The sequence below is a fragment of the Actinosynnema sp. NPDC023794 genome (assembly GCF_040639675.1).
Taxonomy (GTDB): Bacteria; Actinomycetota; Actinomycetes; order Mycobacteriales; family Pseudonocardiaceae; genus Actinosynnema; species Actinosynnema luteola.
Genome location: NZ_JBFAFR010000024.1, coordinates 108,308 through 119,520, shown reverse-complemented (window position 1 = coordinate 119,520; position 11,213 = coordinate 108,308). Strand labels below are relative to the sequence as shown.

Genomic DNA, 11,213 nt, shown 5'->3' with positions numbered 1-11,213 from the left:
GTTCGACACGCGCGACGCGAACGTAGGACACACGCGCGTGTCGAACGCTCAGGTCCCGCGTGTCGAACGCTCAGGTACGCCGAGTTCTACGTTCGGGCCAGGCGGAGGGCGGCGGTGCGGCAGGCGGTCCAGGCCGGGGTGCCGGGCGAGATCAGGGACATGTGGTCGGTGGCGGGCAGGGCGATCAGCTCGGCGCCGGAGGCGCGGGCGAACGCCTCGCTCTGGGCGAACGGCACGTCCTCGTCGTCCTCGCCGTGGACCAGGACCAGGGGTTTGCCGATGGGGAGCTGCGCGGCGGGCGAGGCGTCGGCGTAGAGGTCGGGGACCTCGGCCGGGGTGCCGCCCAGCAGTTCGGCGGCGCGGCGGGTGATCTCCGGGTGCTGGAGGAAGTCGAGCACGCCCGCCTGCGCCACGGCGCCGACCACGCGGGGGTGGCGGGCGGCGGCCCACACGGCCAGGTGCCCACCCGCGGAGTGACCCAGCGTGACCACCGGGCCGAGCGCCGGGTCGAGGGCGTCGATCGCGGCGAGCACGTCGTCGCCGGTGGCGGGCCAACCGCCGCCTCCGGTTACCCGCCGGTACTCCACGTTGTACGCGGCCACCCCGTGAATGACCAGGTCAGCGGCCAGCGGTCGGCCGAGTTCCAATCCGTAACGCTGGTGCCAGAAACCACCATGGATTACCACGATGACCGGAAACGATTCACCGGACGGCGCGGAAAACTCGCCGAACTGGCTCGGGTGCGGCCCGTACACGATGCGCAAACGAAACCCCTTGGACGCAAAAAGAGGCCGCGTCGCGGTGGGACCTGGGGGTCGTCCCACCGCGACGCGGCGGCGCCGGACCGAGGGGGGAGGTGTCCGGCGAGTCTGGTCGAGGGGTCGACCCTGGTTAGCCCAATGGAACCCCTCTGCCATGAGGGTAACCCCTATGTCAGGCGTTCGCCAGAAGAGCGCAACACCAATTACCGCCAGCGATCGGTCAGCACACCCAGCGCACCCAAAGCGACCGCAGCCGCCGTCGACGCTCGCAGAACGGTAGGTCCCAGTCGCACTACGTGCGCGCCCGCGCCGGTCAACGTGGACAATTCCTCGTCGGTGATGCCACCTTCCGGTCCGACGACCAGCAGCACATCACCCGACGCGGGCAACTGAACCGATCCGATGCCGACCGAAGCGGATTCGTGCAAAACCACGGTGACCGCCGACGAGGACGCCAACCGCGCCAAGCCGGAGGTGGAAACGGGTTCCGCGACCGACGGCACGCGCGCCCGGCGTGCCTGCTTGGCCGCCTCACGCGCGGTGCTGCGCCAGCGTTCGAGGGCCTTCGCGCCGCGCGGGCCGTCCTCCCACTTCGTCACGCAGCGCGAGGCACGCCACGGCACGACGCCGTCCACACCGGCCTCGGTGGCCAGCTCCACGGCCAGTTCACCCCGGTCGCCCTTCACCAGCGCCTGCGCCACCACCACCCGCACGGACGGCTCCGGCATGGTCCACCGTTCGACGACGCGCAGCCGCAGGGAGTCCTTGAACGCCTCCGACACCACGCACCGCACCTGCGCGCCCGTGCCGTCGGAGAGCACCAGCTCCTCCCCCGCGCGCAACCGGCGCACGGTGGCCGCGTGCCGCCCCTCGGGGCCGTCCAGGACGGCCTCGTCACCGGGCGGCAGCGCGGCGACCAGGAAGACCGGCAGCGTCACCGGTGGTTGCGGCCGGACCGCAGCCGCGAGAAGAGCCCGCCGCCGCCCTTGCCGTTGTGCGCGAGCGTCGGCTCGTCCTCGCCACGCGACACGGCGAGCTCGCGCAGCAGTTCGGCCTGCCGGGCGTCCAGCTTGGTCGGCGTGACGACTTCGAGGTGCACGTGCAGGTCGCCGCGGCCGTCGATGCGACCGCTGGACCGCAGCCGGGGCATGCCGCGGCCGGTGAGCACCAGCTCGGTGTTCGGCTGGGTGCCGGGCTCGATCTCCAGCTCCTCCTCGCCGTCCAGCGTCTGCAGCGGCAGCACGGCGCCGAGGGCCGCGGTCGTCATCGGGATGCGCACCGAGCAGTGCAGGTTGGCGCCGTCACGCTCGAAGACCTCGTGCGGCACCTCCTCGACCTCGACGTACAGGTCGCCCGCCGGTCCGCCGCCGGGGCCGACCTCGCCCTGGCCCGCGAGCCGCACCCGCATGCCCTCGGCCACGCCGGCCGGGATCTGCACCGAGATGGTGCGCCGCGAGCGCACCCGGCCCTCGCCCGCGCACTGCTGGCACGGGTCGGGGATGACCTCGCCGAGGCCGCGGCACACCGGGCACGGCCGCGCCGTGACGACCTGGCCGAGGAACGAGCGCTGCACCGACTGCACCTCGCCCCGCCCGCCGCACGTGTCGCAGCGCACCGGGGACGAGCCGTCCGCGCAGCCGCTGCCGACGCACCGGTCGCACAGGATCGCCGTGTCGACGGTCAGCTCGCGCGAAGCGCCCGCCGCGCACTCCTCCAGCGTCATCGACAGCCGGATCAGCGCGTCGGAGCCGGGCTGGACCCGGCTGCGCGGACCACGTCCGCCACCGCCGCCCGCGCCGAAGAACGCGTCCATGATGTCGCCGAGACCGAACCCCGCGAACGGGTCGCGCATGCCGCCACCGCCGCCCGACTCCAACGGGTCGCCGCCGAGGTCGACGACCTGCCGCTTCTTCGGGTCCGACAGGACCTCGTAGGCGGCGGTCACCTCCTTGAAGCGCGCTTCCTCGTTGGGGTTGACGTCGGGGTGCAGCTGCCGCGCGAGCTTGCGGTAGGCGCGCTTGATCTCGTCGGGAGTCGCGTTCTTGGAGACCCCGAGCGTGCCGTAGTAGTCCCTCGCCACCGTGTTTCCTCCTGCGAACGCGCTTCGACACGCGTCCGCTCGCTTGCGGAACGTCCTTCGGGACCGCGGTGTTCCCCGCCGTCACCGTCCGGTCAAGATCTCCCCCACGTAGTTGGCGACCGCTCGCACCGCCGCCATCGTGCCGGGGTAGTCCATGCGGGTGGGCCCCACCACCCCCATGCCGCCGAGCAGGTTGTCCCGGCTGCCGTAGCCGATGGACACGACCGAGGTGCTGCGCATCTCGGCCGCTTCGTTCTCCTCGCCGATGTGGACCAGGATGCGGCCCGGGTCGCGAGCCGCGGCGAGCAGCTTGAGCACCACGACCTGCTCCTCCAGCGCCTCGAGCACCTGGCGCAGCGAACCGGGGAAGTCTGCCACGTTGCGGGTGAGGTTCGCCGTGCCACCCAGGACCAGGCGTTCCTCGGGGTGCTCCACCAGCGATTCGATGAGCACCGTGCTCACCCGCAGCACGATGTCGCGCAGGTCGCCCGGCACCTCGTCGGGCAGCTTCGCGACCTCGGCGGAGGCGTCGGACAGGCGCTTGCCGACCATGGCGCCGTTGAGCATGGACCGGATGCGGGCCACGTTGTCCTCGGTGATCACGTCGCCGAGGTCGACCGAGCGCTGGTCGACCCGGCCGGTGTCGGTGATCAGCACCAGCATCAGGCGCGCCGGTGTGATGGCGAGCACCTCGATGTGCCGGACGGTGGAGCGGCTCAGCGTCGGGTACTGGATGACGGCGACCTGACGGGTCAGCTGGGCCAGCAGCCGGACGCTGCGGCGCAGCACGTCGTCCAGGTCGTAGGCGCCTTCGAGGAAGTTCTGGATGGCCCTGCGCTCGGGCGTGGACAGCGGCTTGACCTCGCTGAGCCGGTCCACGAACAGGCGGTAGCCCTTGTCGGTCGGCACGCGGCCGGCGCTGGTGTGCGGCTGGGTGATGTACCCGTCCTCTTCCAGCGTCGCCATGTCGTTGCGCACGGTCGCGCTCGACACGCCCAGGTTGTGCCGTTCGACCAGGGCTTTCGAGCCGACGGGCTCCTGGTTGGAGACGTAGTCGGCGACGATCGCGCGCAACACTTCGAACCGGCGCTCATCGGCGTTCACGCGCGTCACCTCCAGGGACGGACAGGGTCCTTCACCTCGAGTTTACGGAGGTTCGCGCCCGGATCGGAAAACCCGCTCGTCGGACTTCGGCGCGGTCGGTGGCCGAGGTCGGTAGCTTCGGGTGTGCTCACCCGCATCCAGGCCGCCCTGCGCGACGTGATCAGGGCCGATGCCGAGCGCGTCGGGCCGTTCCTCGTCCGCTTCGACGAGCACAGCGACCACCTGGTCGTGAACTACGCCGTGCCCGACGAGGGCGCGGCGCCGACGCGAGGTGAGGTGGACGCGCTGGTGGCGGCGTTCCGGTCCCGGTCGCGCACGCCGAGATTGGAGTACCTGCGGCCGTCACCGGTGGTGGACGCGGCGCTGGAGGCGGCCGGGTTCACCGTCGACCAGCTGCTGCCGGTGATGGCGATCGACGAGCTGGTCGTGCCGCCGCGGCCCGCCGGGCTGACGGTCGAGGCGGTGACCTCGGACGACGACCTGCACGCCGTGTCGGTGGTGCAGCACGGGGCGTTCCTCGTCGACGGGGTGGTCGGGGCGGAGGACGTGGCGCGGCAGCGGTCGTTGCTGCGCGACGACGGGGTGATCGTGCTGGCCCGGCTGGGCGGCGAGCCGGTGGGCGCGGGCGCGTGCACCGCGCCGCGGCACGGGCTCTCCCAGGTGGCGGGGATCGCGGTGCCGGTGGCGTTCCGGGGGCGTGGCATCGCGTCGGCGGTCTGCGCCGACCTCACCGCGCTGGTGTTCGGCTCGGGCTGCACGCCGTTCCTGGAGACCGAGCCGGACGGCAAGGTGGACCGCCTGTACGGGCCGCTGGGCTACCGGACGATCGGCCACTCGACGTCGATCGTGCTCGACGAACGGCTTCGCGCGGGTCCCCGTCAAGGGGAACCCTTGTAGTGATTCTACCGACGGGGTCCGACAGTCCGGGTGATCACGTGAGCCGGCGGACCACGGCGTCGGCGAGCAGTCGGCCCCGGTCGGTGAGCACGCAGCGGCCGTGGTCGAGGGCGGTGTGGTCGAGCAGGCCGTCGGCGGCGGCGGTCTTGGCTTCCGCTTGGCCGTCGGCGTCGAGGACGTCCAGCGGGAGGCCGGTGGCCAGGCGCAGTTCCAGCAGCACGCGTTCCACCCGGCGGTCGTCGTCGGCGAGGACCTCCCGCCCCGCGGCGGGTGACGCGCCGGCGGCCAGCAGTTCGGCGTACTTCGCCGGGTGCTTGACGTTCCACCAGCGCACGCCGCCGACGTGGCTGTGCGCGCCGGGGCCCGCGCCCCACCAGTCGGCGCCCTGCCAGTACAGCAGGTTGTGCCGGCACGCGGCGTCCGCCGAAGCGGCCCAGTTCGACACCTCGTACCAGGTCAGGCCCTGCGCGGTCATGGCCGCGTCGATCAGCTCGTACTTGTCCGCGAGCACGTCGTCGTCGGGCATCGGCAGCTCGCCGCGGCGCACCCGGCGGGCCAGCGCGGTGCCCTCCTCCACGATCAGCGCGTACGCCGACACGTGGTCCACGCCCGCGCTCCGGACGGCGTCGAGCGACGACCGGAGGTCGTCGGCGGTCTCGCCGGGCGTGCCGTAGATGAGGTCGAGGTTCACGTGCTCGAACCCCGCCGCGCGCGCCTCCCGAGCGGCGGCCACCGGGCGGCCCGGAGTGTGCACGCGGTCGAGCACGGCCAGCACGTGCCGGGCGGCCGACTGCATCCCGAGCGAGACGCGGGTGTAACCAGCATCACGGATGGCGGAGAAGAACTCGGGCGACGTCGACTCCGGGTTGGACTCCGTGGTGACCTCCGCGCCCGGCGCGAGGCCGAACGACGACCGCACCGCGTCGAGCACCTGGCCCAACCCCTCGGCGCCGAGCAGCGACGGTGTGCCACCGCCGACGAACACCGTGTCGACCGCCGGGGGGACGCCCAACACGGACGCCGCGAGGTCCAACTCGCGCCGCAGCCCTTCCAGCCAGGACGCCGGTGATGCGGAAGTGCCCAGCTCACCGGCGGTGTAGGTGTTGAAGTCGCAGTAGCCGCACCGGGTCGCGCAGAACGGGACGTGCACGTAGACCCCGAACGGGCGGTCACCCAGACCGGTGAGCGCGGAGGTGGGCAGTGAGCCGTCGGGCGGCGCGGGGTCACCGATCGGCAGAGCGGAGGGCATGGCTCCCATTGTCCCATCTACCAGCAGCGCAACCCCGTCCCACGATGCGGATGGCGGTGGACCACGAGATGGACGCATGGCACGCTGAGGCACATGACATCGACCGGAGTCCGCCTGGTGGTCCGCCGCCACGTCGACTTCCGTCGTGTCTCCAGCGCGATGTGCCGTCGTTCGGCATAACCCGCGCCTGCCTTTTTGTTCCCGTCGGCGCCGGGTGCGCTGACGAGACCCCCACCACAGCTCCACCGGGACTCGCACGCGCACCAGCGCCCCGAATCCCCGGAGGACGAGGATGGTCCCCCCGACGACGACGCCTCAGCGCACCAAGCAGCGCCGAGGTGAGGGGCAGTGGGCGCTGGGCTACCGCGAGCCGCTGAACCCCAACGAGCGGAGCAAGAAGGACGACAACCCGCTCAACGTCCGGTCGCGGATCGAGAACATCTACGCCCACGGTGGCTTCGACTCGATCGACCCGGCCGACCTGCGCGGCCGTTTCCGCTGGTACGGGCTCTACACCCAGCGCAAGCCCGGCATCGACGGCGGTCGCACCGCGACGTTGGAGCCGGAGGAGCTGGACGACGAGTACTTCATGCTCCGCGTCCGCATCGACGGCGGCCGGCTCACCACGCAGCAGCTGGCGCTGATCGGCGAGCTGTCCCAGACCTACGCGCGGGACACGGCCGACATCACCGACCGGCAGAACGTGCAGTACCACTGGATCCGCATCGAGGACGTCCCGACCATCTGGCAGAAGCTGGAGGACGCGGGCCTGACCACGATGGAGGCCTGCGGCGACAGCCCGCGCGTGGTGCTCGGCTCGCCGGTGGCAGGCATCGCCGAGGACGAGGTGGTCGACGGCACGCCCGCGATCGACGAGATCCTGCGCCGCTACATCGGCGACCCGCGCTTCTCGAACCTGCCCCGCAAGTTCAAGACGGCGATCTCGGGCCTGCCGGACGTGGCGCACGAGATCCACGACGTGGCGTTCGTCGGCGTGGACCACCCCGAGCACGGCCCCGGCTTCGACCTGTGGGTCGGCGGCGGCCTGTCCACCAACCCGATGATCGGCAAGCGCCTGGGCGCGTGGGTGCCGGTCGACGAGGTGCCGGACGTGTGGGAGGGCGTGATCAGCGTCTTCCGCGACTACGGCTACCGCAGGCTGCGGCACCGCGCGCGGATCAAGTTCCTCGTCGCGGACTGGGGCCCCGAGAAGTTCCGCGAGATCCTCGAGAACGAGTACCTCAAGCGCAAGCTGGTCGACGGCCCCGCGCCGCACAACCCGACCAACCCCCGCGACCACATCGGCGTGCACAAGCAGAAGGACGGCCTGTGCTACGTCGGCGCGGCCCCGATCGCGGGCCGGGTGTCCGGTTCCACGCTGGTCGAGGTGGCCAAGGTGGTGGAGCGGGCGGGTTCGGGCCGGGTCAGGCTGACGCCGCAGCAGAAGCTCGTGGTGCTGGACGTGCCCGAGGCCGAGGTCAAGAACCTGCAGGCGGACCTGGCGAAGCTGGGTTTGCAGACCGAGCCGTCGCCGTGGCGGCGGGGCGTGATGGCCTGCACCGGCATCGAGTTCTGCAAGCTCGCGATCGTCGAGACCAAGGCGCGCGCGGTGGAGCTGGTGTCCGCGCTGGAGTCCCGGCTGGCCGACGTCGTGGCGGGCGTCACCGAGCCGATCTCCGTGCACATCAACGGCTGCCCGAACTCCTGCGCCCGGATCCAGACCGCGGACATCGGGCTCAAGGGCCAGATCGTCACCGACGCCGAGGGCAACCAGGTCGAGGGCTTCCAGGTGCACCTGGGCGGCGGGCTCGGCCTGGACGCCGGTTTCGGCCGCAAGCTGCGCGGCCACAAGGTCACCGCCGCCGAGCTGTCGGACTACGTCGAGCGCGTGGTGCGCAACTTCGTGGCCAAGCGGGAGCCGGACGAGCGGTTCCCGCAGTGGGTCGCCCGCGCGGACGAGGGTGATCTGAAATGAGCGCGACCGCGCCGCCGTCTCCGGGGGAGCGGCCATGAGCGAGCGGGCCACCCCCTTCTACTGCCCTTACTGCGGCGACGAGGACCTCCGTCCGCAGGAGGAGCCCGGCTACTCGTGGCTGTGCGCCTCCTGTCGCCGCGTGTTCACCGTCAAGTTCGTTGGTCTCAACCTTCCTCAGGAGGTGCAGCGATGACCGCCCCCACCAGGGTCGAGGAACTGAAGGTGATCGCGGAGGCCGCTTCGGCAGAGCTGGCGGATGCCAGTGCCGAAGAGGCGCTCGCGTGGACCGCCCGCACGTTCGGCGAGAGCTGGATCGTCGCGTCGAACATGCAGGACGCCGTCCTGATCGACCTGGCGACCAAGGTCAAGCCGGACGTGGACGTGCTGTTCCTGGAGACCGGCTACCACTTCGCCGAGACCATCGGCACGCGGGACGCCGTCGACCTGGTCTACCCCGACGTGCGCATCGTCAACGCCGCGGCCGAGCAGTCGGTGGCCGACCAGGAGGCCCGGTTCGGCCTGCTGAACAAGACCGACCCGAACCGGTGCTGCGAGCTGCGCAAGGTCATCCCGTTGCGGCGCACGCTGAAGGACTACGACGCTTGGGTCACCGGCGTGCGCCGCGTCGACGCGCCGACCCGGGCGAACACGCCGATCGTGACGTGGGACGAGCGCAACGGGCTGGTGAAGGTCAACCCGATCGCGCCCTGGTCCGACGAGCAGTTCAACGCCTACATCGCCGAGCACGGGATCCTCGAGAACCCGCTGGTGCAGGCGGGTTACCCCTCCATCGGCTGCGCGCCGTGCACCGCGAAGCCGTTGCCGGGCGCCGACGCCCGCAGCGGTCGCTGGGCGGGCCAGGCCAAGACCGAATGCGGGTTGCACGGATGACCACCGCGACAGCTCTCGACACGTTGGGCCGCCTGGAGTCCGAGGCGATCCACATCTTCCGCGAGGTGGCGGGCGAGTTCGACCGGCCGGTGATCCTGTTCTCCGGCGGCAAGGACTCCACCCTGCTGCTGCACCTCGCGGTCAAGGCGTTCTGGCCCGCGCCGGTGCCGTTCCCGCTGCTGCACGTGGACACCGGGCACAACTTCGACGAGGTCATCGAGTTCCGCGACAAGGTCGTGGCCCAGCACGGGCTGCGGTTGGAAGTCGCCAAGGTGCAGGACTACATCGACGACGGCCGGCTGGCCGAGCGCCCCGACGGCACGCGCAACCCGTTGCAGACCGTGCCGCTGCTGGACGCGATCACCGGCCACAAGTTCGACGCGGTGTTCGGCGGCGGTCGCCGGGACGAGGAGCGGGCCCGCGCCAAGGAGCGGATCTTCAGCCTGCGCAACGCCTTCGGCCAGTGGGAGCCGCGCCGGCAGCGCCCGGAGCTGTGGAACCTCTACAACGGCCGCCACCGCCCGGGCGAGCACGTCCGGGTGTTCCCGCTGTCCAACTGGACCGAGCTGGACGTGTGGCACTACATCGCCCGCGAGGGCATCGAGCTGCCGCCGATCTACTACGCGCACCGGCGCGAGGTGTACCTGCGCGACGGGATGTGGCTGGCGGAAGGCCCGTGGGGCGGTCCGCGCGAGGGCGAGCGGATGCTCGAGAAGACCGTCCGCTACCGGACCGTCGGCGACGGGTCGTGCACCGGCGCGGTCGAGTCCGACGCCGCCGACATCGACGCCGTCATCGCCGAGGTGGCGGCCAGCAGGCTCACCGAGCGCGGCGCGACCCGCGCGGACGACCGGCTGTCCGAGGCCGCCATGGAAGACCGCAAGCGGGAGGGCTACTTCTAGATGAGCGACCTGTTGAGGTTGGCGACGGCGGGCAGCGTGGACGACGGCAAGTCCACGCTGGTCGGCAGGTTGCTGTACGACACCAAGTCGGTGCTGGCCGACACGCTGGACGCGGTGCACCGCGCCAGCGCCGACCGCGGCCTGACCACGCCGGACCTGTCGCTGCTGGTGGACGGCCTGCGCTCGGAGCGCGAGCAGGGCATCACCATCGACGTGGCCTACCGCTACTTCGCCACGCCGAAGCGCTCGTTCGTGCTGGCCGACACCCCCGGCCACGTGCAGTACACCCGCAACACCGTGACCGGCGCGTCCACCGCGCAGCTCGGCGTGCTGCTGGTCGACGCGCGCAAGGGCGTCATCGAGCAGACCCGGCGGCACGCGGCCGTGCTGGCTCTGCTCGGCGTGCCGCGCCTGGTGCTGGCGGTCAACAAGATCGACCTGGTGGACTTCGACGAGGTCACGTTCTCCCGCATCGCCAAGGAGTTCACCGCGCACGCCACCGCCCTCGGGTACGCCGAGGACGCCGTGGTGGAGATCCCGGTGTCCGCGCTGGCGGGCGACAACGTGGTGGAGCGCTCGACGCGGACGCCCTGGTACGACGGCCCGACGCTGTTGGAGCACCTGGAGTCCGTGCCCGTCGACGCGGACGCGCACGACGCGCCGTTCCGCTTCCCGGTGCAGTACGTGATCCGCCCGCGCACCGCCGAGCACCCGGACTACCGCGGTTACGCGGGCCAGGTCGCGGCGGGCACGGTGCGGGTCGGCGACGAGATCGCCGTGCTGCCCGCCGGGCTCCGGTCCACGGTGACCGGCATCGACACCGCCGACGGCCCGTTGCAGGAGGCCGCCGCGGGCCACTCGGTGACCCTGCTGCTGGCGCACGACCTCGACATCTCGCGCGGCGACCTGATCGCCACCGCCGGGCAACCGCCGAAGGTGACCGACGAGTTCGACGCCACGGTGTGCTGGCTGTCGGAGAAGGCGTTGACGCCGGGCGCGCGCGTGCTGGTCAAGCACGGCACGCGGACCGTGCAGGCGATCGTCACCGAGCTGCGCACCCGGTTCGACGAGCAGAAGCTCGCCAGCACCGACGCGCCGGACTCCCTGTCGCTCAACGAGATCGGCCAGGTCTCGCTGCGCACCGCCGAGCCGATCCCGGTGGACGACTACACGAAGGACCGCCGCACGGGGGCGTTCCTGGTCATCGACGCCGCGGACGGCAGCACGCTGGCCGCGGGGCTCGTGGGTGCCCCGCTGCCGGAGGTGGACGGCGTGGACAGCTGTACCGAGGGCGGCGACGCCGCCCAGCCCGACAGCCACGCCCTCGTGTCCCCCGGCCCCTGAAAGGTCCCGC

Annotated in this window: 11 protein-coding genes; 6 read left to right on the top strand and 5 right to left on the bottom strand. The window is 71.8% G+C overall.

The genetic code is table 11. The annotated features are described in order from the left end of the window. Positions 1-86 precede the first annotated feature (86 nt). From AB0H12_RS33815 to hrcA, 4 genes are all read right to left on the bottom strand, one after another. The gene (locus tag AB0H12_RS33815; protein WP_499628467.1) at positions 87-917 is read right to left on the bottom strand and encodes an alpha/beta hydrolase family protein; all 831 of its coding nucleotides are present in this window, start codon (positions 915-917) and stop codon (positions 87-89) included. Positions 918-964: 47 nt separating this feature from the next. Next, positions 965-1,699 carry a 16S rRNA (uracil(1498)-N(3))-methyltransferase gene (locus tag AB0H12_RS33810; protein ID WP_499628466.1) on the bottom strand — a complete coding sequence of 245 codons (735 nt, stop codon included), beginning with the start codon at positions 1,697-1,699 and terminating at the stop codon, positions 965-967. Further along, the gene (dnaJ, locus tag AB0H12_RS33805; RefSeq protein WP_230572916.1) at positions 1,696-2,841 is read right to left on the bottom strand and encodes a molecular chaperone DnaJ; all 1,146 of its coding nucleotides are present in this window, start codon (positions 2,839-2,841) and stop codon (positions 1,696-1,698) included. The genes AB0H12_RS33810 and dnaJ overlap by 4 nt, the downstream gene beginning before the upstream one ends. Positions 2,842-2,922: 81 nt before the next feature. After that, entirely contained in the window at positions 2,923-3,945 is a 1,023-nt protein-coding gene (gene hrcA / locus AB0H12_RS33800) for a heat-inducible transcriptional repressor HrcA (protein WP_230572917.1), read from the bottom strand. A 123-nt stretch (positions 3,946-4,068) separates the two neighbouring features. On the opposite strand from hrcA, the gene AB0H12_RS33795 reads away from it, so the two are divergent. Next, positions 4,069-4,842 carry a GNAT family N-acetyltransferase gene (locus AB0H12_RS33795; RefSeq protein ID WP_499628465.1) on the top strand — a complete coding sequence of 258 codons (774 nt, stop codon included), beginning with the start codon at positions 4,069-4,071 and terminating at the stop codon, positions 4,840-4,842. Between the two features lie 34 nt (positions 4,843-4,876). On the opposite strand, the gene hemW is transcribed toward AB0H12_RS33795, so the two are convergent. Further along, positions 4,877-6,091, bottom strand: coding sequence for a radical SAM family heme chaperone HemW (gene hemW / locus AB0H12_RS33790; protein WP_499628464.1), 1,215 nt, complete (start codon positions 6,089-6,091; stop codon positions 4,877-4,879). A 292-nt stretch (positions 6,092-6,383) separates the two neighbouring features. Here hemW and AB0H12_RS33785 point away from each other — a divergent pair, with 292 nt between their 5' ends. The 5 genes from AB0H12_RS33785 to AB0H12_RS33765 are packed head-to-tail and all read left to right on the top strand — an operon-like array spanning position 6,384 to position 11,203. After that, a complete protein-coding gene (locus AB0H12_RS33785; RefSeq protein WP_499628463.1) occupies positions 6,384-8,066 on the top strand; it encodes a nitrite/sulfite reductase in 1,683 nt (560 codons plus the stop codon). 34 nt (positions 8,067-8,100) lie between these two features. Beyond that, positions 8,101-8,259 carry an Insertion element protein gene (locus AB0H12_RS33780; protein WP_106615051.1) on the top strand — a complete coding sequence of 53 codons (159 nt, stop codon included), beginning with the start codon at positions 8,101-8,103 and terminating at the stop codon, positions 8,257-8,259. Further along, positions 8,256-8,957, top strand: a complete 702-nt coding sequence (locus AB0H12_RS33775; protein ID WP_499628462.1) for a phosphoadenylyl-sulfate reductase — start codon at positions 8,256-8,258, stop codon at positions 8,955-8,957. Before AB0H12_RS33780 ends, AB0H12_RS33775 begins: the two co-directional genes overlap by 4 nt. Next, entirely contained in the window at positions 8,954-9,859 is a 906-nt protein-coding gene (gene cysD, locus AB0H12_RS33770; RefSeq protein ID WP_499628461.1) for a sulfate adenylyltransferase subunit CysD, read from the top strand. The genes AB0H12_RS33775 and cysD overlap by 4 nt, the downstream gene beginning before the upstream one ends. After that, positions 9,860-11,203, top strand: a complete 1,344-nt coding sequence (locus AB0H12_RS33765; RefSeq protein ID WP_499628460.1) for a sulfate adenylyltransferase subunit 1 — start codon at positions 9,860-9,862, stop codon at positions 11,201-11,203. It abuts the gene before it with no gap. Positions 11,204-11,213 lie beyond the last annotated feature (10 nt).